We start from the raw sequence: 22,256 nt of genomic DNA, 5'->3' as shown, positions 1-22,256 counted from the left end.
ACGGGGCGTTTCGTCCAGTAGAATAACTTGACCATCCCGTTGCCTGCCCGGCAACGACAAATTCTACGATATAAATTCAATAATTAACTATAAATAACTGTTTTTAAAACATATCTATCCCGTCAACAGGTCCTCTTGCCGCCGAATATAAGCCGCTTCCTCCTGCTCGCGCAGGGCCTCGCGCACCTCGACGATCAGCCGCTCCAGCGCCGGGGGCAACCACCGCGCCTCGCGGACGTACACGCCCAGATCCGTCACGGCCCGAGGGTCGTCCAGCGGCACATGGGCCAGCGCGCCCCGGCTGATATCGAATTCCAGCGCCAGGCGGGACTGGAAGGCCAGCCCCACGCCCGCCGCCACCATGCGGTTGGTCAACTCGATCGAACCGGTCTCCAGCACCACGTCCAACCGGTCGCGCCACGGTTGCAGCATGGGGTCCATCACCTGATGAAGCGACAGCGATTCGCTCGGCAGGATCAACCGATACTCCAGGCACTCCTCGATTCGCACGCTGTGCCGGCCGGCCAGCGGATGGCCTGCCGGCATGACCACGCCCACGGGAAAGCGCGCCACCGCCACCCGGCGCAGATCTCCCGGCGGGTTCAGCGAGAAGGCGATGCCCAGGTCGGTCGTACCGCCGCTCAGCGCCGCCACGATCCGCGCGGGCGATCCCGTTTCCGCCTGCAAGTCGATCCCGGGCCAGATCCGGGTCATCCGCGTCAGCAGCCGGGCCATCAGGTCCCCGGCGATACCTTCGACCGTCATCAGGCTGATACGGCCGCCCCGCATTCCCGCCAGCGCCGCGATCTGCTCGTCGGTACGCACGGCATCCTGCATGACGGTGACGATATGGCGGGCGACGATCTCCCCCACGGCGGTCAGCACCATCCCGCCTGGCAACCGATCGAACAGCGGAGCGCCGATCTCGTCCTCCATCTGGGCGATCTGGCGCGTCAGGGCAGAGGGCGTGACATTCAACCGCCGCGCCGCCTCACGGATCGACCCATGGTCGCGCACCGCGTTGAAATACAGGATGCAGCGCGCATGCAACCGCATCATGTGCTCTCTGCGGACCGGTCCCTTCATGTCCAGCTCCCCCTGCCTGCCGTCACGACGACGCAGCATCGCCATGCAGCAGGCGTTCGACGATTTCCGCCGCGACCAGCGCCGCGATGATTTCCGGCCGCTTGTCGCGGATACCGCGATCCCCGATCGGACAGACCAGCGTCGCGATCCGCCCGGCTTCCAGACCCACGGCACGAAACCCGGCCTCGAAGCTCCGTCGTTTCGTCTTCGATCCAATAAGCCCGATATAACGGAAATCGCCCCGTTCCAACGCCGCGCTGACAATCAGCGCGTCCAGCCGATGGCTGGGGGTCAGGACCAGAATGCCGGACCCGGGCGGTGCCGTGGCGAGCGCCCCCTCCCAATCCTCGGTCATCCAGGCCGCGACCCCCTCGGGCACCGGCCCGAATTCCTCGGCGCGCGGATCGATCCAGGACAGGCGCAGCGGCAGCGGCGCCAGCGCGCGGGCCAGCGCGCGCCCGACATGGCCGGCCCCGAACAGCAGCAGATGCGGCTGTCCCGCCCGCGCGGCGTCGGCGTCCCGCACGATCGCATCCAGCATCGGATCGTCCGCGCGCTCGATCCGCACCCGCACCCTGCCGCCGCAGCACTGGCCCAGTTCCGGACCCAGCGGAATTTCCAGCTCCTCGGCATCCCCGGCGCCGGCCAGCAGGCTGCGTGCCCGGGCCGCGCACTCCCATTCCAGCCGCCCGCCGCCGATCGTACCCACCAGCCGCTCCGCCGTCACCAGCATGAAGGACCCGGCCTCGCGCGGCGTGGAGCCCACGGCCGCGCTGATCGTGACGCGCGCGACAGGCCAGCCCGCCCGCCGCCACGCCATCAGCGTGACGATGATGTCGTCCATGGCCCGGTTGGCCGTCAGCCCACGGTCTCCACGTCCATCCGCGCAGCGGCACGGGCACGCATCCGTTCGGCAACGCGCAGGATCGCCTCGGGCGTCGCCGGCGCGTCCAGGCCGGGGCAGGACCGATATCCGTCCAGGCTGGCCAGCGCGTCGGAAATCGCGTGGAGCACCGCCACCCCATGCACGAAGGGCGGCTCACCGACCGCCTTGGAGCGAAAGATCGTCTCCTCGCGGTTGGGCGCCCGCTCCAGCAGAGCAACGTTGAAGACGCCCGGCCGGTCGGAACAGGCCGGGATCTTGTAGGTGCTGGGGGCATGGGTACGCAGCCGGCCTGCCTCGTCCCATACCAGTTCCTCGGTGGTCAGCCAGCCTGCCCCCTGCACGAAGGCCCCCTCCACCTGGCCGATATCGATCGCCGGATTCAGCGATTGGCCGGCATCATGCAGGATATCGACACGTTCGATCCGCGACTCCCCGGTCAGCAGGTCGATGGCCACCTCGGCGCACGCGGCGCCATAGGCAAAATAGAAGAACGGCCGCCCCCGCCCGGTCTCCGGATTCCACGAGATCTTCGGCGTCTTGTAGAACCCGCTGGAGGACATCGACACCCGCGCCAGATAGGCGGCGCGCGTCAACGATTCGAACGGCATGACGGTCGCGCCGACATGCACCCCGTCGGCGCGGAAATGAATCCCGGACTCGGCGACACCCCAATGCGCGGCGGCAAAGGCAACCAGCCGTTCCTTGATCCGGCACACCGCGTCCAGCACCGCCATGCCGTTCAGGTCGGCTCCGCTGGACGCCGCGGTGGCCGAGGTATTGGGCACCTTGCCGGTGGTGGTGGCGGTAATGCGCACCCGGTCGGCCGGCAGGCCGAATTCCCGCATCGCGATCTGCACCATCTTGGTGTGCAGCCCCTGCCCCATCTCGGTGCCGCCATGGTTCACCTGCACCGACCCATCGGTATAGACATGCACCAGCGCGCCCGCCTGGTTGTAATGGGTGGCGGTGAAGGAAATGCCGAATTTCACCGGCGTCAGCGCGATGCCGCGCCTGATATGCGGGCTGTCGGCATTGGCGGCGCGAATCGCGGCGCGACGCGCGCGGTAGCCACAGCTTCCGGCCAGTTCCTCCATGATCTCGGCGGCGATCGAATCCTCGACCGTCATGTGGTACGGCGTCAGGTCGCGCGTGCCGGTGCCGTAGACATTGCTCAGCCGCACATCCAGCGGGTCCAGCCCGGTGGCGAAGGCAATCTCCTCGATCATCCGCTCGGCCGCCACGATGCCCTGCGGCCCGCCGAAGCCGCGATAGGCGGTATTGGACTGGGTATTGGTCTTCAGCGGCTCGGACCGCAGCCGCACATCGGGGTAGTAATAGGCATTGTCGGCATGGAACAGCGCGCGGTCGGTCACCGGGCCCGACAGGTCGGCCGACCAGCCGCACCGCGCCGCCAGCACCATATCCACCGCGCGGATGCGGCCGTCATCCTCGAATCCCACCGTGTAGTCGACCGCGAAATCGTGACGCTTGCCCGTCATCATCATGTCGTCGTCGCGGTCCAGCCGCATCTTCGCCGCGCGCCCGGTCAGTTCGGCCGCCAGCGCCGCCAGGCAGGCCGGCCCGTTCGCCTGGGTCTCCTTGCCGCCGAACCCGCCGCCCATACGCCGGACCTCGGCCGTCACCAGATGGCTCGGCCGGCCCAGCACATGCGCCACCATGTGCTGCGTCTCGGTCGGATGCTGGGTCGAGGACCAGACCCGCATCTCGCCCTCCTCGCCCGGCTGCGCCAGCGCCGCCTGGCCTTCCAGATAGAAATGCTCCTGCCCGCCCATCACGATGCGGCCCGACAGGCGGCGCGGCGACTCCGCCAGCCCCCGCTCCACCTCGCCCCGCCGCATGGTCAGCGCACGCCAGACCAGCGCGCCGCCGGCGGCGCGGGCCTGCTCGATATCCAGCACGGCCGGCAGGTCCTCGTAGACGATGCGCGCCAGGCGCGCGGCCCGGCGCCCCTGCCCGCGCGTCTCGGCCACCACGGCGAAGATGGGCTGGCCATGAAAGGACACGGTGCCGGACGCCAGCAGCGGCTCGTCGTCCTTCCCCACGGGGCTGATCTCGTTGCAACCGGGGATATCCGCCGCCGTCAGCACCCGCACCACCCCCGGCGCGGCCCGGACATCATCCAGGTCGATGGACACGATCCGGGCATGGGCGCGGGTACTCAGCCCCGGCACCACATGCAGCAATCCCTTGGGCTCCGGCATGTCGTCGATATAGGTAGCGGCCCCCGAGACATGCATCGCGGCACTTTCATGCCGCAGGCTCTGCGACGCTCCACCGATCACACGGTCAGACATGGGCGGCCTCCCGGCCACGTCCGGCCAGCCGGGTTTCGGGGCGGGCGCCAGCCGGCGCGGTTTCCGCGAACAGGCGCGTCAGCAGGTTCGCCGCCACCGTCCGGCGATACCAGTCGCTTGCCCGCATGTCCGAAATCGGCGCGAAATCGGTCGCGATGGCGGCCCGCGCGGCCTGCAATGTCGCCTCGTTCCACACATGTCCGCGCAGCGCCTCCTCGGTCGCGCGCGCCCGGCAGGGAATCGCCGCCATGCCGCCAAAGGCGATTCGGGCATCGTGGATCCGCCCCGCCGCGTCCAGCGTCAGGGCAAAGGCGCCCAGCAGGGCAGAGATATCCTGGTCGAACCGCTTGGAAATCTTGTAGGCACGGAACAGCGTCCCATCCGGCGGCGCCGGCACGGTCACGGCCTCGACGAACTCCCCCGCCTGGCGGTCCTGCCGCCCATAAGCCAGAAAATACGCCTCCAGCCTCATGGTGCGGCGCGCGTCGCCCCGCCGCAGATGCAGCATCGCCCCGGCGGCGATCAGCACCGGCGGCCCGTCGCCGATCGGCGAGCCATTGGCGATGTTGCCGCACACGGTGCCGGCATTGCGCACCTGCGTCGATCCCAGCCGCCGCACCACCTCGCCGGCATCGGGCAGCATATCCGCCAGCGCGGCCCGCGCCTCGGCATAGGTCACGGCGGCACCGATCCGCAGCCCTTCCGCCGTGCGCTCCAGCCCACGCAGATCGGCGACCCGCCCGATGAAGACGACATGCGGCAGCACGCGCAGCCCCTTGGTGACCCACAGCCCGACATCGGTGGCGCCCGCGACGATCCTGGCCTCCGGGTCCTCGGCCAGGGTCGCGGCCAGGGCATCGGAATCCACGGGAATCGTCAGGCGCCCCTCGGGCCCGTCCATGCGGACCGTCCGCCCGTCGCGCAGTGCCGCCAGGCGGTCCGCGATCGCGGCCGCCCGCTCGTCGAACCGGTCGGGACCGGCGGCCATGGCCTGCTTCATCGCCCGCACGATCGGCGCATAGCCCGTGCAACGGCACAGGTTGCCCGCCAGCGCGTCGTCGATCGCCCCGTCCTCGGCCACCGCGCCCGGCGTCTTGCGAAAGGCGACCATCGACATCACGAACCCCGGGGTGCAGAAGCCGCATTGCGACCCGTGCAGATCCACCATCGCCTGCTGCACCGGGTGCAGCGTGCCGTCCGGCGCGCGCAGGTCCTCGACCGTGAATAGCTGGGCACCATCCAGCATCGCGACGAACTGGATGCAGGCATTCACCGCCCGCCACACCAGCGACGCCCCCTCCAGCCGGGCGACCAGCACCGTGCAGGCGCCGCAATCGCCCTCGTTGCAGCCTTCCTTGGTCCCGGTCCGCCCCTGCCGCTCCCGCAACCAGTCCAGCACGGTCAGGGTGGGTGGAACGGCCGCCAGTTCACACAGCGTATCGCCCAGATAGAAGCGGATATGGTCGCGCATCGTTCTGTTCCGTCGAGCAAGAGACACACCCCGAGGGGCCGATGTCCTGGCTGCCCACCCCCCACAGGACAGACAACCGGAACGCGGGCCGCATCACCTCCCCCGAGGAGACCCGGCCCCAATCCGTTTACGTTATGGCCCAAAAGCCAGCCGGAAGAAACGCTCACCCATCCGGCAGAAGCGCCTGGTTGCGCCGCGCCTGGGCCGTAATATCCGGACCGAAGCACGGTCGCTCGACATACCGCCCGGCGCCGCGCACGGTCCGCAGGTCGCCGTCGGACCACACCACCCGTCCGCCGCTGATCGTATGGCGCGCCAACCCGGTCAGGCTCATCCCCTCATAGAGATTGTAATCCACGTTCTGGTGATGGGTCGCGGCCGAGACGATGCGGCTGGCCTCGGCATCCCACAGGACAAGGTCGGCATCGGCGCCGGGAACGATCGCGCCCTTGCGCGGATGGATGTTGAAGATCTTCGCGGTATTGGCCGAGGTCACGGCGACGAATTCCTGCGGCGTCAGCCGCCCGGTCCGCACGCCATGGTGCCACAGCACGCTCATCCGGTCCTCGATTCCCGGCGTGCCGTTCGGGATCCGCGTGAAATCGTCCCGTCCCTGCGCCTTCTGCCCCGCGCAGAAACAGCAATGATCGGTCGCGGTCGTCTGCAACTGCCCCGATGCCAGGCCCGCCCACAGGGCCTTCTGGTGATGTTTCGGCCGAAAAGGCGGGCTCATGACATGGCGCGCGGCACCCAGCCAGTCCGGGTCGGCATAGACGCTGTCGTCGATCACCAGATGCTGGGCCAGCACCTCGCCATACACGCGCTGCCCGCGCGCCCGGGCGGCGGCGATGGCGGCGGTTGCCTCCTCGGTCGAGACATGGACGATATAGACCGGCGCCCCCAGCAGCCCGGCGATGGCGATGACGCGCTGCGCGGCCTCGCCCTCGACCGCCGGCGGCCGCGACAGCGGATGCGACGCCGGGCCGGTCAGCCCGCGCCGCAGCAGGTCCTGCTGGAGAAAGGCGACGGCATCGCCGTTCTCGGCATGCACGTTGCACAGGGCGCCCAGTTCCAGAGCCCGCCCGATCGAGCGCAGCAGCACGCCGTCATCGACCATCAGCGCGCCCTTGTAGGCCATGAAATGCTTGAAGGAATTGACACCGCATTCCCGTGTCAGCGTGCCCATGTCGGCATGGACCTGCTCGTCCCAATGGGTGACGGCGACATGGAAGGAATAGTCGGCCACCGATTTTTCCGCCTTCGCCCGCCAGTCCTTCCAGGCGCCCAGCAATGACCCGCCACGCTCGGGAATCACGAAATCGATGATGGTGGTCGTCCCGCCGGCCACCCCCGCCTCGGTCCCGGTCCGGAAATCGTCGCTGGCGACCGAGCCCATGAAGGGCATTTCCATATGGGTGTGCGGGTCGATGCCGCCGGGCATGACCAGCAATCCGCCCGCATCCACGGTCGCGCATCCCGCCGGCGCCTCCAGCCCGGGCCCGACGGCGGCAATCCGCCCCGACTCGTCACACAGCACGTCGGCCCGCATCGTGCAGTCCGCCGTGACCACCGTTCCCCCGCGCACGAGCAGCATCCGTCCCCTCCCCTTCCACGATACAGGTTCCTGGCAGCATGCCCGCGCGGCAGGCGGCCGTCATCCCGCCGGCAGCGTTTTCCAGCTTGCGCGGCGCGCGCAAAACCGAAACCCTCGCGGCATGACCCGCTCCAGCGCCCTCACCCCGTCCCTGACCCTGGCCACCGTGCAGGACCGACCGGCCGGTGCGCCGCGCCGCGCCAGCACCGGGCAGATCCTGCGCGCGGCCGAACGGGAGTTCGGCCGCGACGGCTACAAGGGTGCCAGCATGTCCGCCATCGCCGCCGCCGCCGGCCTGCCGAAGGCCAATATTCATTATTATTTCGGCACCAAGGAAGACCTGTACCGGGCGGTGCTGGAAAACATCCTCGACGACTGGCTGGCGGACGCGACGGTATGGATCAACGCCGACGCATCCCCCCGCGCGGCGCTGGAGGGCTATGTCCGCGCGAAGATCGCCTTCTCCCGCGACCGGCCCGACGCCTCGCGCATCTTCGCGCACGAGGTCCTGCAAGGCGCGCCGAACATCCAGGGCTATTTCGATACCGCGCTGCGCCGACACGTCCGAACCCTGGAAGAGGTCTTCACCCTCTGGCAGCGCAACGGGCTGATGCGGCCGATCAACGGCCCTCACCTCATGTTCTGCATCTGGGCGATGACCCAGACCTACGCGGACATGAGCGCGCAGGTCTGCGGCGTACTGGGCAAGACCGTCCTCGCGAAGCAGGATTACGACGACGCCGCGACGACCATCATCGGGCTGGTATTGAACGGGATAGAAACGACCTGAACGTCAGGAAGAAAAAATCATCTGGCCCGCCGCCGCCGCCTGCTCCATCCTGTGATTCTTGCGATGCCGTGACGGTTCCCTTCGGCCGGGCGGCTCCGCATGTCCGATCTCAGGAGCCTTGCGCGATGTCGCCTACCAATCACGACGCGTTCTGGATGCCCTTCACGGCCAACCGGCAGTTCCGCCGGACGCCGCGCATGCTGGTCGCGGCCGATGGCATGTATTACACGTCCGAGGACGGGCGGAAGGTGCTGGATGGCTGCGCCGGCCTGTGGTGCGTGAACGCGGGCCATAACCGCCCCCTCATCACCCAGGCGGTGCAGAAGGCGATCGCGACGCTGGATTTCGCACCGACATTCCAGATGGGGCATCCCCTGGCCTTCCAGGCGGCCGACCGCATCGCCGCCCTGGCGCCGGGCGACCTGAACCACGTCTTTTTCTGCAATTCGGGGTCCGAGGCCGCCGACACGGCGCTGAAGATCGCCATCGCCTATCATCGCGTGCGCGGCGAGGGCGCCCGCACCCGCCTGATCGGGCGCGAACGCGGCTATCACGGCGTGGGGTTCGGCGGCATTTCGGTCGGTGGCATCTCCGGCAACCGCAAGCTGTACGGGTCCCTCCTGACAGGGGTCGACCACCTGCCGCACACGCTGGACCTGGACCGCAACGCCTTCACCAGGGGCCTGCCGGCCTATGGCGCGGAACTGGCCGACAATCTGGAGCGAATCGTCGCCCTGCATGATCCCTCGACCATCGCCGCCGTGATGGTCGAGCCGATGGCGGGGTCGACCGGCGTGCTGCCGCCGCCCGTCGGCTATCTGAAGCGCCTGCGCGAAATCTGCGACAAATACGGCATCCTGCTGATCTTCGACGAGGTCATCACCGGTTTCGGCCGCATGGGCGGCACGCCCTTCGCGGCCGAGAAATTCGGCGTGCTGCCCGATATCCTCACCTGCGCCAAGGGGATCACCAACGGCACCATTCCCATGGGCGCCGCCATCGCCCGCGACCATGTGTACGAAGCCTTCATGAACGGGCCCGAGGCCGGGATCGAACTGCCGCACGGCTACACCTATTCCGGCCACCCGGTGGCCTGCGCCGCGGCGCTCGCAACCCTCGATACCTACGCCGAGGAAAACCTGTTCGAGCGCGCGGGCGACATCGCGCCCTATTTCGAAGAAGCCGTCCATGCCCTGCGCGGCCTGCCCCACGTCATCGACATCCGCAATGTCGGCCTGGTCGCCGGCATCGAGCTGGACGCCCGTCCCGCCGCCCCGGGCGCGCGGGCTTACGAGATCTTCGACCGCGCGTTCCACAAGGGCCTCCTGGTCCGCTACACCGGCGACGTCATCGCCATCTCGCCGCCGCTGATCATCCGGAAATCCGAGATCGACCACCTGTTCGGCACACTGGCCGACATCCTCCGCGCGGTCGAATAGGAGACGCGACACGCATGGCGGACACCGCGCCCACCGGATACGATTCGGGCCTGTACAATGCCGACCTTGCCCCGGTCCCGCCCGCGCGGCGGGATTGGTCATGGCTGAACATGGCCACGGTATGGATGGGCATGGTCCACAATATCGTGGTGTACGAGGCCGCGTCCGGCCTGATGGCACTTGGGTTTTCGGCCTGGGAATGCCTTGCCGTCGTGGCGGTCGCCTATACGGTGCTGTTCCTGGCGATGTGGTTCAACGCCCGGGCCGGCACGCGGTACGGCATTCCGTTCTGTGTCCTGATCCGCTCGGCCTTCGGCCCGTCCGGCGCCCAGGTTCCGGTGCTGCTGCGCGGTTTCTGCGCGGTCTTCTGGTTTTCGGTGCAATCCTATGCCGCCGCCCAGGCGGCCGACGCCATCCTCTCGACCCTCATCGGCGGCTGGACCTCGCTGGACGTGTCGTTCCTGGGCATGCGGATGCACATGTGGCTGGCCATGGCGCTGATCTGGGCCCTCCATGGCTGGATCGCCGGCCATGGCGTGCATCGCATCCGCAATTTCGAACTGGTCGCCGGCCCGCTGGTCATTGCCGTCGGGCTGCTGGCCACCCTCTGGGCGCTGCGGGTCGGGCATGGGCCCGGCCCGCTGTTCGCCCAGCCGTCGCGCCTGCATGGCGCCGCCTTCTGGTCCGCCTTCGCGATGGGCGTGACCGGCATGATCGGCATGTGGGCGACCTTCGCCGTCAATATCCCCGACCTGTCGCGCTTCGTGCGGTCCGAGCGCGACCAGGTGATCGGTCAGGCGATCGGCCTGCCGCTCACGGCCATGGTCTTCACCCCCATGGGCATCCTCACCACCTCGGCCACCGTGATCCTGTTCGGCCACCCGATCTGGAACCCGGTCGAACTGCTGCTGAAGCTCGATCACCCGCTCATCACGGTGCTGGGCGGGGCGACGCTGGTGCTGGCCACATTGTCGGTCAATGTCGCCGCCAATATTATGCCCGCCGCCTACGACCTGATCAACCTCATGCCGCGTCGGCTGAATTTCGACCGCGCCTCGTCCCTCGTGCTGGTGCTGGGCGTGTTCTTCATGCCGTGGCTGTGGTTCGACGACGCCGCCAGCATCTATCAGGTCCTCAACCTGGTCGGCGGCCTGTTGGGGCCGGTCACCGGAATCATGCTGGCCGATTTCTACCTGGTGCGCCGCCAGGTGCTGGACGTGCCGGCTCTCTATCGCCATGGCGGCCGCTATGACGGGCACGACGGCTGGAATCCCCCCGCCCTGATCGCCTTCGCGGCGGGCGGCGTGCTGGCCTCCGCCGGACAGTTCCTGCCGGCCCTGGCGGGATTGAGCGCGCTGTCCTGGTTCGTCGGCGTCGGCGCCGGTGCCGGTGTCTATCTGGCGCTGTCGCCACGCCGGCCGCTTCCGCACGCCAACGACGGCATAGCACCCTCCGAAGCCTGATCCGGCCGGCGTTCGATCGGCCGCGCCCCCGCATGCGCCGCATCACGGCGCATATGCCGAATCCCTTATCGCGCGCCCTGGTTCGAAATGCCCGATCCGGCAGGCATGATCCTCCAGTTCCTCGCCCGACGCGCGATCGCCCGAAACCGGCTTGGCCATGTCGTCCAGCAGGATGAAGCCCGGGCGCCCGCCGGGCCAGATCGTGCCCACGACCACCAGCGTATGCCCCGCCATCTCGCGCGCCGGATCGGCCAGCGACGCCGCCAGCCGCCGGAATGGATAGACGCCGTCCAGATCCTGCCCGTCGATCCGCGTGGCGCGATAGCTGTGCCCCGCCAGGATCAACGGCGTCCAGCCGGCGCCGATCCGCGGGCGCGCCCAGTGCAGCGCCACGCGAATGTCCGGCGCCAGGCAATCGACATGAATATGCAGTTGGTTCTGCGACCGGCCACGGCGTGAATTGATCGCCAGCGCCATCGTCTCGCGCGGCAGGGTATGGCCCAGCCGCGCCTGCACGCGGTCGATCTGATGCCACGCCGCGCCGAAATAATCCGGTGCGTCCGGCCGCAGGATCGACGGGTCTTCCATGCCCGTCACCCGGTCGGTCGGAATCAGCAGGTATTGCGCGACGCCATCACGGTCCTTCAATACCGCATAGCCACGGGCGGGATCGACCACGGCACAGGGCGCGGGCCTATTCTCGCCAAGCTGGTTCGGCACGCATCGCTCATGGACGATCCGCCACAGCACATCCGGATCGTGATCGTGCCTGGCCGGTCCGTTGGCCCGCGCGGCCGCCAGCAGCACCCCAGCCACCGCTAGGGCGGGCACCAGACACGCCAGCACAACCGGCCTCATACCGTGCCGGCCTCCTCGATCCGCGCGGGCAGCGCGAAGGCCTCCGCCAGCCGGTCCAGCCGGCGGCGCACGCTTTCGCCGCGCACCACGCCGCGTCCCCGCGCCAGATGCAGCGTCACATCCCCGGCCGACAGCCTGACCCAGGTCCCATCCAGCAGTTCCTCGGTACTGCCGCATACCGTGTAGGCCAGCCGCAGGCCCAGCCCCAGGATCAACGCGCGCTGGAAATCCTCGGCCGTCAGCAGCAGGCGCGACGGTTGCAGGAAATCGTGCCCCAGCTCGGCCTCGTACCGCACAGCCAGCGTCAGGGCGACGAAGGCCCGTGCCTGATGGTCGAAGCCCACGCCCTGCATGCGCAAGACCCGCAGATAGGTCTGCTCGGCCCGATATTCGGGATGATCGTACGATCCGATATCGGACAGCAGGCAGGCGGCGCGGCGCAGCCGGCGCTGGGGCGTGCTCTCGCCGGGAAACAGCGGCGCCGTCCAGTTCATCAACTGGTCCGGCAGGGTCTCGCTGCGCCCCAGCCTGCGGCACATTTCCCGCGCCACCGCCTCCTGCGGGTCCAGCGCCGCGACCGACGCCGCGACCCTGCGCATGTACCAGCCCTCGCGCAGGCCATCGACGCAGAAGATCACGCTGGACGGTTGCAGCCGGCGCAGCAGGCGGCGCAGCACGATGGCGGCGAAGGGCACATCCTCCAGACGCTTGCGCGGCGCGCCGGGCACGCGTTCCAGCGTGCGGCGCGGCGTGTTGGCGGCCCATTCGGTCATGTCGCGCGCCCCCTCGCCCGACAGGGTATAGAGATGCACGATATTCAGCGGATAATTGGTCCGGGCGATCTGCAAGCGCGCCAGCGCGCGAAAGGCGCCGCCCACCAGGTAGAGCGGCCGGCCCACCACATCGTCCAGCCAGCCCACCTGCCCGATATCGGAATCGGCGATCACCCGCGCCTTCTGCAAGTCGCCCTCGGCGCGATCGTTCAGCCGGATCACGCCCAGGCGCAGCGTGCAGGCATCCAGCTTCCGCCCGGCCGACAGGCGGATCAGCTCAAGCGATCCACCACCGATATCGGCGACCAGCCCATCGGCCTCGGGCAAGCCGCACAGCACGCCGGTCGCCGAATAATCGGCTTCCTCCTCGCCCGACAGAATGCGAATCGGCACGCCGGGCATGCGCGCCCGCAGCGCGGCGACGAACTCGGCGCCATTGCTGGCATCGCGCACGGCCGCGGTCGCCAGGATCTCGAACGGATCGGCATCCATGCCCCGCGCGATGGCATGGAACCGGTCCATGACCTGCATCGCCAGATTGACGCCTTCCTCGTTCAGCCGCCCGGTGGTGTTCAACCCCCGCCCCAGGCGCAGCACCGCCTTCTCGTTGAAAATCGGAATCGGATTCCGCGAAATGCCGTCAAAAACGACCAGCCGGACCGAGTTCGACCCCAGATCGACGACGGCCGAGCGGCGATGCGGAAGCTGGATCATAGGGTCCGACACATACGGGTCGCGACAGGCGGAAGCTGCGTCATGCTGAAACCTTCACTGAAACCCTCAATCATCGAGAATCCGGTCCTGGTGCCGTGGCAGCGGGGTGCTGACCCGAATGGTATTGTCCTGCGCCGCACTCCCTCGCCCGGACAGCGAGGGATTGGTCATGAAATAATCATGGGCCGAAAACGGCCTGGCACCGGGTTCCAGCCGGCGCCACACGCCGTTCTGCTGTAGGACCCAGGATTGCAGGTTATCCTTCAGGTCCGTGACCATGATCTGGTCCAGGACCTGCGCATGCACCGTGGGGTCGCGCATCGGTACCATGCTTTCCACCCGCCAGTCCATGTTCCGCACCATCCAGTCGGCGGACGAGATATAGACCTTGGCATGGCGCGACGGCAGCCGGTGCCCGTCGCCGAAGGCGAAGATGCGGGCATGTTCCAGAAACCGCCCCACGATCGACTTGACGCGGATATTCTCCGACAGGCCCGCCACCCCCGGCCGCAGGCAGCAGATCCCGCGCACCACGGCCATGATCCGCACCCCGGCGCACGAGGCGCGATAGAGCCGGTCGATCAGGTCGGGATCGACCAGCGAGTTCATCTTCAGCCAGATCTGTCCGGGCCGCCCCGCCCGGGCATGCTCGATCTCGGCCTGGATCAGTTCCTCCAGCGTATGGCGGATCGTGACCGGCGCGAAGGCGATGGCCTCCATCCGCGCCGGCATGGCATAACCGGTCATATAATTGAACAGCCGCGCCGAATCCCGCGCCAGTTCCTGGTCGCAGGTGAAGAAGGACAGGTCGGTATAGATCCGCGCCGTGATCGGGTGATAATTCCCGGTCCCGAAATGGGCATAGGACCGCAGCGTCCCACCCTCGCGCCGCACGACCAGGCTGAGCTTGGCATGGGTCTTGAGGTCGGCGAAGCCGAACACGACCTGCGCGCCGGCGGCCTCCAGCGCGCGCGCCAGGCGGATATTGGCCTCCTCGTCGAAGCGGGCACGCAGTTCCACCATCGCTGTGACCGACTTTCCGGCCTCGGCCGCCTCGATCAGCGCCTTGACGATCGGGCTGTCGCGCGAGGTGCGGTACAGCGTCTGCTTGATCGCGACCACCGCCGGATCCAGCGCGGCCTGGCGCAGGAACTGCACCACCACGTCGAAACTCTCGAACGGATGGTGGACGATCATGTCCTTGGCGCGGATGGCGGCAAAGCAGTCGCCCCCGAAATCGATCACCCGCTCGGGGAACCGGGGAGTATAGGGCGGAAACAGCAGTTCGGGCCGGTCGTCCACGATCAACTGCTTCAGGTCGACCACGCCGATCAGCCCCGGCTGGATCTCGATTTCGTCGGCCGGCACGTTCAGGTCGTTGGCCACCGCCTGCCCCAGGTCGGGCGGCATGCGGGAATCGATGTCCAGATGAATCACGACACCGCGCCGCCGGCGCTTCAGGGCGGTCTCGTAGGAGCGGACCAGATCCTCGGCTTCGTCCTCGAACTCGACGTCGGTATCGCGGATCACCCGCAGCACGCCCCAGTCGCCCGCCATCATGCCGGGAAAGAGCTGGTCGATGCACAGCGCGATCATGTTTTCCAGCATGATGAAGCGGACGACGCCGGGCGGCGACAGGCTGGCCGGCAGGCGGATGAACCGCTCGATCTGCGCCGGCAGCAGGATCATGGCGCTCATGACGAAGCGCCCGCTTTCCTTGCTCATCAGCCGCAGCGACAGGGCCAGCCCCATATGCGGGATAAAGGGCAGAGGATGCGCGGGGTCGATCGCCAGCGGCGTCAGGACCGGAAAGACCCGATCCATGAAGCAGCCATCCAGCCATTCGCGGTCGGCCTCGGTCACGCGGTCCAGGCCGCAGACCACGATCCCGGCATCCGCCAGCAGGCCGCGCAGATCCTTCCAGATCCGCTGCTGCTCGCGCAGCAGGCGCGCGGTGCGGGTCCGCACCGCCGCAAGCTGCTGCGCCGGGGTCAGCCCGTCGGGCGACATGCTCAGCAGCCCTTCGCGCACCTGCCCGACCAGGCCCGCGACGCGCACCGAATAGAATTCGTCCAGGTTCCCCGCGCTGATCGACAGGAAACGCAGCCGCTCCAGCAGCGGATTGCGCGGATTGTCCGCCTCATCGACCACACGCTGGTTGAAATCGAGCCAGGAGAGTTCGCGATTGATGAACCGGGCGGGAGAACGCAGGTCGATCGCCGGCACATCCGGCACCCGCTCGGGGGGCGGCGCTTTCCGCCGGGTCGCGGGGGCTGCCCGTCCGGATGTCCGGCGCGAAGGCGTCTTTCCCGTCGGTCTGGTCAATCCGAGTCTCCTGCCACACATCCGCCTTCGTTCGTCAAACTAGGCCCAACATTCCGCCGTGCCAACGCGACGGCATATGAACTTTATCCGCTCAACTTTATCCGCACCGGGCCACGTTCAGGAAGCCCGCGTCTCCTCCTGGTCCAGCAGATCGTGCAGCGCCGCCGCCGCCAGCGCGCGGGTCACCCGCCGCCCCGCCGCCAGCCCCGCCTGGTCCAGCCGGAGCGCGGCCTCGCGAATGGCCGAGGCGGTACGCGGCAGCCGGCGCAGCAGCCATTCGGTCACCGGCTGGCTGACCACGATCTGCCGGTCCGCGAGATGGCGCAGCAGCAGGATCCGCAGCAAGGCGTCCTCGGGCTGGCGCAGTTCGATCGCCATCGTCGCGCGCAGCCGGCTGGCCAGGTCCGGCAGCACCACCGGCCAGCGCGCGGGCGCCAGCCGGGCCGCCAGCACCAGCCCGATCCGCTGTTCGCGAGCCGCGTTCAACAGGTGCAGCAACGCCTGCTGGTCATCCGCCCGGTCCGCGTCGTCCACCGCGACGGCACGCAGCGCGTCCCCGGGGCGCTCGAACAGTTCTCCCAACGTCGCGCGCGTGACATCCGCGCCCCGCAGCAGCACGGCATCATGCTCCCGCGCCCAGATCTCCAGCAGATGGGTCTTGCCGGCACCGGCGGCTCCCCACAGCGCCAGCCGATGCTCGGGCCACGGGTTCGCCCCCAGCAGCCAGGCCCGGGCCGCGCCGTTCGACCCCGCCGCGACGAAATCGGCGCGGGCGAAGCGGCTGCGATGCCCGAAAGGCAACGCAAGCTGGTCCACCCCGCCAGCCGACGCCCGCCCGCCCGGATTCTGCGCCACCCGTTCAACCACTGCTTTGCGTGCCGCCTTCGCCTGCCGTAAAGGAACCCAGAGCATCTACCCTACCTCGCCCCGTTCTTCGACCCCCGCATTCGCGGCAGGGCCGACGAAAGGGGCGCGGCGACGACGAAGGCCCGACCCATGACCTCCGCACCCCCTTCCTCCGCGGCCCCGCCCGCCGCCGGCGCCACCTACCGCGACGCGGGCGTGGACATCGCGGCCGGCGACGCGCTGGTCGATGCCATCAAGCCGGCGGCGAAGGCGACCGACCGCCCCGGCACCATGGGGGGCCTGGGCGGATTCGGCGCCCTGTTCGACCTCAAGGCGGCGGGCTTCCGCGATCCGGTCCTGGTCTCCTGCACCGATGGCGTGGGCACCAAGCTGATGATCGCCATCGAAAGCGGGCTGCACGAAACGGTGGGCATCGACCTGGTGGCGATGTGCGTGAACGACCTGGTGGTGCAGGGCGCGGAACCGCTGTTCTTCCTGGATTATTTCGCCACCGGCCGGCTGGCGGTCGAAGACGCGGCCAAGGTGGTGCGCGGCATCGCCCAGGGCTGCGCCGAATCGGGCTGCGCGCTGGTGGGCGGCGAAACCGCCGAGATGCCGGGCATGTACGCCCCCGGCCACTACGACCTCGCCGGCTTTTCGGTCGGCGCCGCCGAGCGTTCGGCGCTGCTGCCCGCCGGAATCGCCGCCGGCGACGCGCTGATCGGGCTCGCGGCCAGCGGCGTGCATTCCAACGGCTTCTCGCTGGTCCGCGCCATCGTCGCGCGCAGCGGCCTGGCATGGAACGCCCCCTGCCCCTTCGCGGCGGAGCAGACCCTGGCCCAGGCGCTGATGGCACCGACGCGCCTGTATGTGAAGCCGGTGCTGGACCTGCACCGGCGGGGCCTGATCCAGGGCGCGGCGCACATCACCGGCGGCGGCCTGCCGGGCAACCTGCCGCGCGTGCTGCCGGAGGGCCTGACGGCGGTGATCGAGGGCGAGTCGTGGCGGATTCCTCCGGTGTTCCGCTGGCTGGCGCAAACCGGGCAGGTCGATGCCGACGAAATGCTGAAGGTCTTCAATTGCGGCATCGGCATGGTGCTGGTCGCCCGCGACGCCGACGCGGCGCTGGCCGCCCTGCGCGCGGCGGGTGAATCCCCGGTCGTGATCGGCCGGCTGGAAGCCTCGGCACCCGGCACCCCGGCCGGCCTGCGCTTCGCCACCCGCCCCGATTTCACCGGCTGATCCTCCGTGAGCGAACAGTCATCGGACGATCGCTGCCCGATCGCGATCCTGATCAGCGGGCGCGGCAGCAACATGCGCGCGCTGATCGACGCCTGTGCGGCGCCTGATTTCCCGGCGCGCATCGTCATGGTGCTCAGCAACAGGCCCGACGCGCCGGGCCTGGAGGTCGCCCGCGCGGCCGGCCTGCGGACCGAGGCACTCGATCACCGCCCGTTCGGCAGGGATCGCGCGGCGCACGAACGCGCGGTCGACGCCACCCTGCGCGCAGCCGGCGTAGAAGTGGTCTGCCTGGCGGGCTACATGCGGCTGCTGACGCCGTTCCTGACCGAGGCCTGGGCCGGACGGATGCTCAACATCCACCCCAGCCTGCTGCCCGCCTTCCCCGGCCTGCACACGCACGAACGCGCGCTGGAAGCCGGCGTGAAGCTGCATGGCTGCACGGTGCATCTGGTCACGGAAAGGATGGATGACGGCCCGATCCTGGGCCAGGCGGCCATATCGGTCCAGATCGGCGATACGCCCGATCATCTGGCCGGACGCGTGCTGGAACAGGAGCATCGCCTGTATCCAGCCGCCCTGCGCCGGTTCCTGCGGCCCGAAACGCCGCCCGCGGATGGCGGGTCCCTGCTGGTCGCCTGACCAGCCGGTGGCGGGCGCCGGAACGGCGCCCGCCCGCTGCCGATCAGGGCAGGATTTCGGTCTGGGCGAAGAAGAACGCGATCTCGTTGTTCGCGTTTTCCAGGCTGTCCGAACCGTGGACCGAATTGGCTTCGATGCTCTCGGCGAACTCGGCGCGCACGGTGCCCGGAGCGGCCTTCTTCGGGTCGGTGGCCCCCATGACGTCGCGATGCTTCAGGACGGCGTTCTCGCCTTCCAGAACCTGCACCACGACCGGGCCCGAGATCATGAACGACACCAGGTCGTTATAGAACGGGCGCTCCTTGTGGACGGCATAGAACGCGCCGGCAACCGCCTCGGTCAGTTGCACGCGCTTCTGCGCCACGATCCGCAGGCCGGCCTCTTCGAACACGGCATTGATCTTGCCGGTCAGGTTGCGCCGGGTCGCGTCCGGCTTGATGATCGACAGGGTACGTTCGGTCGCCATGGGGTGGCTCCTTGTTTCTTGGTCGAATTGCATGACCGGGACCCCCTGCCCACACCGGACCGGCGCCCCTCACGCGCGCCATCTAGAGCATATTGGGCAAGACTGGTAGGTACAGCGTCACGAATCCCGCCTGCCCTGCCAGGCATGCCGCCCGATTTCCGGAGTCCGCCCCCGTGAGCCTGCTCGTCATCTCCGACCTCACCCTGCGCATCGCGGGGCGCACCCTCCTGGACGGCGCGTCGCTCAGCGTCGATCCGGGGCGCAAGATCGGCCTGGTGGGGCGCAACGGCGCCGGCAAATCCACCCTGCTGGCCGCGATCGCCGGCGATATCGCCCCCGATGGCGGCACCATCACCCTGTCCTCGCGCGCCCGCATGGCCCGCATCCGGCAGGAAGCACCCTCGGGCGACGTCAACCTGCTGGACACGGTGCTGGCCGGCGATCTCGAACGCACGACCCTGCTGGCCGAATCCGAACGGACAATCGACCCGGCGCGCCTGGCCGACATTCACGAACGCCTGCGCGCCATCGGCGCCGACAGCGCGCCGTCACGCGCCGCGACCATCCTGTCGGGCCTGGGCTTCGACGCCGCCGCCCAGGCCCGCCCGGTCTCGGACTTCTCCGGTGGCTGGCGGATGCGCGTGGCGCTGGCCACCGCCCTGTTCCTCAACCCGGACCTGCTGCTGCTGGACGAACCGACCAACCATCTGGACCTGGAAGCCACGATCTGGCTGGAAAGCTGGCTGGCCCGTTTCTCCGGCGCGGCGCTGATCGTCAGCCACGATCGCGGACTGCTGGATCGCTCGGTCGACGCCATCGCCCATCTCGACCAGCGCCGGCTGTCGCTGACCCCCGGCGGCTATGACGAATTCGTCCGCATCCGCACCGAACAGGCCCTGCAGCAGGCCCGCGCCGCTGAGCGGATCGCGGCCCAGCGCGCCCATATGCAATCCTTCGTCGATCGCTTCCGCGCCAAGGCCACCAAGGCCCGGCAGGCCCAGGCGCGCCTGAAGGCGCTGGAAAAGCTGCCGGTGATCGAATCGGTGGTCGAGGACGCACCCACCCGCTTCGCCTTCCCCGAGCCCACGCCCCTGCCGCCGCCGATGCTGGTGCTGGACCGCGTCTCGGTGGGCTATGACGGCAAGCCGATCCTGGCCAACCTGTCCCTGCGGCTGGACATGGAAGACCGGATCGCCCTGCTGGGGGCCAACGGCAACGGCAAGTCGACCTTCGCCAAGCTGATCGCCGGCCGCCTGGCTCCGCTGTCGGGCACGGCCAACCACAATCCGCGCCTGCGGGTCGGCTATTTCGCCCAGCACCAGGCCGAGGAACTGGTACCGGACGAAACCCCCGTCGCCCACATGGCACGCGCCATGCCCAAGGCGCCGCCGACGGCGGTCCGCGCCCAACTCGCCCGCTTCGGACTGGATGCCGACCGCGCGGACACCGTGACGCGCGACCTCTCGGGCGGCGAAAAGGCGCGCCTGCTGCTGGCCCTCGCCACCCGGGACGCTCCGCACCTGCTGATCCTGGACGAACCGACCAACCATCTGGACCTCGACGCGCGCGAGGCCCTGATCCGCGCGCTGGCCGAATTCGAAGGCGCGGTCCTGCTGATCAGCCACGACCCGCACCTGGTCGAACTGGTCGCGGACCGGCTGTGGCTGGTGGGGGATGGCACCGTGCGCCCCTTCGACGGCGACATGGCCGAATACCGGGTGTGGCTGTCCGAGCGCGCCCGCGCCGCCAGCCGCCCGGCCGCGACGCCTGCCGCCCCGAAGCGCGAGGACCGGCGTGACCGCGCCGAGGCCCGCAAGGCCGTGGCCCCCCTGCGGAAGAAGGCGCGCGACGCCGAGGCGCGCATCGGCACGCTGGCGCGGGAACGCGCGCACCTGGAAACCCGCCTAGCCGACCCGGCGCTCTATGCCGCCGGCCGCGCGGAGGACGTGACGGCGATCAACACCCGCCTGGCCGCGATCGGCCGCGAGGAAGCGGCGGCGGAAGAAGAATGGTTGCTGGCCGAAGCGGCGATCGAGGACGCATCGGCCCAGGACTGACCAGCACACCCTGCCGCCATGTGGTATCCTTTCGTTCACCAGGGCGTTGTCACTATGGCGGCCTGTCCGGGCGATCAAGCTGTCACGGGTTCCGGTGGCATCGACGCGGACGGATCGATATGCGACTCACGTTCCCTGCCGATCACCAACCGGAAACGCCATGCCCTCCATCGCCGTGACCGACACCAAATCCTCCGCCCCCGCCGGGAAGGGAGACTTCCAGCGCGAGGCGCCACCCGCCGATCCACGCGCCGCGCAACTGGCCAAAATCCACGCCCTGCTCCAGACCACGATCCTGCTGACCGCCGTGATCCTGTCGATCTGGCTGCTCGGCCCCGTGCTGATGGTCGTGTTCGCCGCGACGCTGCTGGCCGTCATCCTGCATAATCTGGCGGCGCTGGCCCAGCGCCGGATCCGGCTCCCCTACTGGCTGGCACTGACCCTCGTGGTGGTGATCCTGCTGGCCGCGTTCGCCGGGCTGATCTGGAGCAGCGGCCCCACCATCGCCGAACAGGCCACCCGCCTGCGCGTGGCGCTGACCACGCAGGCCTATACGGTCCGGGGGCAACTGGGCGCCAGCGAGATCGGGCGCACGCTGCTGGATTACCTGCCGCAGACGCTGGGCGGCAACCAGCCCGGCGGCGGTAGTGACGGCATGGGCTCCCGCATCGCGGGCTCGATGACCGGCGTGCTCTCCTCGGCCTTCGGCGCCGTCGGCACGCTCGCGGTGATTCTTATCGCCGGGCTGTATTTCGCCCTGTCCCCCACACTCTACGTCAACGGCCTGCTGCGCCTGTTCCCGACGAAGCACCGCCCCGCCGCGCGGACGCTGCTGCTGGTTGCGGGCCGCACCCTATGGGCCTGGACCGCCGGCCAGGCGCTGGACATGTTCGTCGTCGGCATGCTCTCGGCGATCGGCCTGTGGTTCGTCGGCGTGCCGCTGGCCCTGGCGCTGGGCGTGGTCGCGGGGCTGGCGAACTTCATCCCCTATATCGGCGCCTTCATCGGCGCGGTGCCCGCCATCCTGCTGGGACTGTCGGTCGGCACGCGCGAGGGGCTGATGGTGCTGGCGCTCTATACCGCCATCCAGTTCTTCGAGGGCAACGTCATGGCGCCGCTGATCCAGCGCCATGCGGTGCAGATGCCGCCCGGCGTGACCATCCTGTCGCAGACCGTGTTCGGCACCATTCTCGGCCTGCCGGGCCTGATCCTGGCCTCGCCGCTGACGGCGGCGCTGCTGGCGGTGATGGATCGGGCCAGCCCGCCGCTCGACGAATCCGACCGGGTCTAGG

General features: G+C 69.0%; 17 protein-coding genes. 7 read left to right on the top strand and 10 right to left on the bottom strand.

Translation table 11 applies throughout. The features are described 5' to 3' along the window. Positions 1–114: 114 nt before the first annotated feature. The 5 genes from HLH48_RS15285 to hydA all read right to left on the bottom strand — a co-directional run bounded on the left by HLH48_RS15285 (position 115) and on the right by hydA (position 7,352). Positions 115–1,086 (bottom strand): LysR family transcriptional regulator, encoded by a 972-nt coding sequence (locus tag HLH48_RS15285; RefSeq protein ID WP_182998354.1) that lies wholly within the window; start codon positions 1,084–1,086, stop codon positions 115–117. 22 nt (positions 1,087–1,108) lie between these two features. After that, entirely contained in the window at positions 1,109–1,930 is an 822-nt protein-coding gene (gene xdhC / locus HLH48_RS15280; protein WP_182998353.1) for a xanthine dehydrogenase accessory protein XdhC, read from the bottom strand. A gap of 14 nt (positions 1,931–1,944) precedes the next feature. Then, entirely contained in the window at positions 1,945–4,287 is a 2,343-nt protein-coding gene (gene xdhB, locus HLH48_RS15275; protein WP_182998352.1) for a xanthine dehydrogenase molybdopterin binding subunit, read from the bottom strand. Then, on the bottom strand, positions 4,280–5,758 hold the full coding sequence (xdhA, locus tag HLH48_RS15270; RefSeq protein ID WP_182998351.1) for a xanthine dehydrogenase small subunit: 1,479 nt from the start codon (positions 5,756–5,758) through the stop codon (positions 4,280–4,282). The genes xdhB and xdhA overlap by 8 nt, the downstream gene beginning before the upstream one ends. 163 nt (positions 5,759–5,921) lie before the next feature. Continuing rightward, positions 5,922–7,352, bottom strand: a complete 1,431-nt coding sequence (gene hydA / locus HLH48_RS15265) for a dihydropyrimidinase (protein WP_182998350.1) — start codon at positions 7,350–7,352, stop codon at positions 5,922–5,924. Positions 7,353–7,473: 121 nt separating this feature from the next. On the opposite strand from hydA, the gene HLH48_RS15260 reads away from it, so the two are divergent. From HLH48_RS15260 to HLH48_RS15250, 3 genes are all read left to right on the top strand, one after another. Continuing rightward, the gene (locus HLH48_RS15260; protein ID WP_182998349.1) at positions 7,474–8,142 is read left to right on the top strand and encodes a TetR/AcrR family transcriptional regulator; all 669 of its coding nucleotides are present in this window, start codon (positions 7,474–7,476) and stop codon (positions 8,140–8,142) included. Positions 8,143–8,267: 125 nt separating this feature from the next. Further along, positions 8,268–9,581 (top strand): aspartate aminotransferase family protein, encoded by a 1,314-nt coding sequence (locus tag HLH48_RS15255; protein ID WP_182998348.1) that lies wholly within the window; start codon positions 8,268–8,270, stop codon positions 9,579–9,581. A gap of 14 nt (positions 9,582–9,595) precedes the next feature. Next, positions 9,596–11,044 carry an NCS1 family nucleobase:cation symporter-1 gene (locus HLH48_RS15250; protein WP_182998347.1) on the top strand — a complete coding sequence of 483 codons (1,449 nt, stop codon included), beginning with the start codon at positions 9,596–9,598 and terminating at the stop codon, positions 11,042–11,044. Positions 11,045–11,086: 42 nt separating this feature from the next. Here HLH48_RS15250 and HLH48_RS15245 read toward each other — a convergent pair whose 3' ends face one another. The 4 genes from HLH48_RS15245 to HLH48_RS15230 form a co-directional block, all read right to left on the bottom strand. Further along, complete coding sequence (locus tag HLH48_RS15245; RefSeq protein ID WP_182998346.1) at positions 11,087–11,902, bottom strand: CDP-diacylglycerol diphosphatase; 816 nt, start codon at positions 11,900–11,902, stop codon at positions 11,087–11,089. Next, positions 11,899–13,389, bottom strand: a complete 1,491-nt coding sequence (locus HLH48_RS15240; RefSeq protein WP_182998345.1) for a Ppx/GppA family phosphatase — start codon at positions 13,387–13,389, stop codon at positions 11,899–11,901. Before HLH48_RS15240 ends, HLH48_RS15245 begins: the two co-directional genes overlap by 4 nt. 66 nt (positions 13,390–13,455) lie before the next feature. Continuing rightward, positions 13,456–15,735 (bottom strand): RNA degradosome polyphosphate kinase, encoded by a 2,280-nt coding sequence (locus HLH48_RS15235; protein ID WP_182998344.1) that lies wholly within the window; start codon positions 15,733–15,735, stop codon positions 13,456–13,458. Between the two features lie 96 nt (positions 15,736–15,831). Further along, positions 15,832–16,581 (bottom strand): P-loop NTPase family protein, encoded by a 750-nt coding sequence (locus tag HLH48_RS15230; protein WP_182998343.1) that lies wholly within the window; start codon positions 16,579–16,581, stop codon positions 15,832–15,834. 129 nt (positions 16,582–16,710) lie between these two features. Between HLH48_RS15230 and purM the strand changes: the two genes are divergently transcribed. After that, on the top strand, positions 16,711–17,802 hold the full coding sequence (gene purM / locus HLH48_RS15225; protein ID WP_182998342.1) for a phosphoribosylformylglycinamidine cyclo-ligase: 1,092 nt from the start codon (positions 16,711–16,713) through the stop codon (positions 17,800–17,802). Between the two features lie 6 nt (positions 17,803–17,808). Beyond that, complete coding sequence (gene purN, locus HLH48_RS15220) at positions 17,809–18,441, top strand: phosphoribosylglycinamide formyltransferase (protein ID WP_182998341.1); 633 nt, start codon at positions 17,809–17,811, stop codon at positions 18,439–18,441. 43 nt (positions 18,442–18,484) lie between these two features. Here the strand turns inward: purN and ndk are convergent, their stop codons facing one another. After that, the gene (gene ndk, locus HLH48_RS15215; protein WP_182965653.1) at positions 18,485–18,907 is read right to left on the bottom strand and encodes a nucleoside-diphosphate kinase; all 423 of its coding nucleotides are present in this window, start codon (positions 18,905–18,907) and stop codon (positions 18,485–18,487) included. Positions 18,908–19,080: 173 nt separating this feature from the next. Between ndk and HLH48_RS15210 the strand changes: the two genes are divergently transcribed. Continuing rightward, on the top strand, positions 19,081–20,964 hold the full coding sequence (locus tag HLH48_RS15210; protein WP_182998340.1) for an ABC-F family ATP-binding cassette domain-containing protein: 1,884 nt from the start codon (positions 19,081–19,083) through the stop codon (positions 20,962–20,964). Positions 20,965–21,124: 160 nt separating this feature from the next. Continuing rightward, positions 21,125–22,255, top strand: coding sequence for an AI-2E family transporter (locus HLH48_RS15205; protein ID WP_182998339.1), 1,131 nt, complete (start codon positions 21,125–21,127; stop codon positions 22,253–22,255). Position 22,256: the final 1 nt, after the last annotated feature.

Origin of the sequence: Gluconacetobacter sacchari (assembly GCF_014174255.1) — a bacterium.
Lineage (GTDB): Bacteria > Pseudomonadota > Alphaproteobacteria > Acetobacterales > Acetobacteraceae > Gluconacetobacter > Gluconacetobacter sacchari.
The sequence above is the reverse complement of the archived record's forward strand: the minus strand, read 5'-3'. Positions and strand labels throughout refer to the sequence as shown.

Bases quoted from the DNA above. Each gene is read 5' to 3' on its own strand.
- HLH48_RS15285 (WP_182998354.1), bottom strand. From the start codon at position 1,086: ATGAAGGGACCGGTCCGCAGAGAGCACATGATGCGGTTGCATGCGCGC.
- xdhC (WP_182998353.1), bottom strand. From the start codon at position 1,930: ATGGACGACATCATCGTCACGCTGATGGCGTGGCGGCGGGCGGGCTGG.
- xdhB (WP_182998352.1), bottom strand. From the start codon at position 4,287: ATGTCTGACCGTGTGATCGGTGGAGCGTCGCAGAGCCTGCGGCATGAA.
- xdhA (WP_182998351.1), bottom strand. From the start codon at position 5,758: ATGCGCGACCATATCCGCTTCTATCTGGGCGATACGCTGTGTGAACTG.
- hydA (WP_182998350.1), bottom strand. From the start codon at position 7,352: ATGCTGCTCGTGCGCGGGGGAACGGTGGTCACGGCGGACTGCACGATG.
- HLH48_RS15260 (WP_182998349.1), top strand. From the start codon at position 7,474: ATGACCCGCTCCAGCGCCCTCACCCCGTCCCTGACCCTGGCCACCGTG.
- HLH48_RS15255 (WP_182998348.1), top strand. From the start codon at position 8,268: ATGTCGCCTACCAATCACGACGCGTTCTGGATGCCCTTCACGGCCAAC.
- HLH48_RS15250 (WP_182998347.1), top strand. From the start codon at position 9,596: ATGGCGGACACCGCGCCCACCGGATACGATTCGGGCCTGTACAATGCC.
- HLH48_RS15245 (WP_182998346.1), bottom strand. From the start codon at position 11,902: ATGAGGCCGGTTGTGCTGGCGTGTCTGGTGCCCGCCCTAGCGGTGGCT.
- HLH48_RS15240 (WP_182998345.1), bottom strand. From the start codon at position 13,389: ATGATCCAGCTTCCGCATCGCCGCTCGGCCGTCGTCGATCTGGGGTCG.
- HLH48_RS15235 (WP_182998344.1), bottom strand. From the start codon at position 15,735: ATGTGTGGCAGGAGACTCGGATTGACCAGACCGACGGGAAAGACGCCT.
- purM (WP_182998342.1), top strand. From the start codon at position 16,711: ATGACCTCCGCACCCCCTTCCTCCGCGGCCCCGCCCGCCGCCGGCGCC.
- ndk (WP_182965653.1), bottom strand. From the start codon at position 18,907: ATGGCGACCGAACGTACCCTGTCGATCATCAAGCCGGACGCGACCCGG.
- HLH48_RS15205 (WP_182998339.1), top strand. From the start codon at position 21,125: ATGCCCTCCATCGCCGTGACCGACACCAAATCCTCCGCCCCCGCCGGG.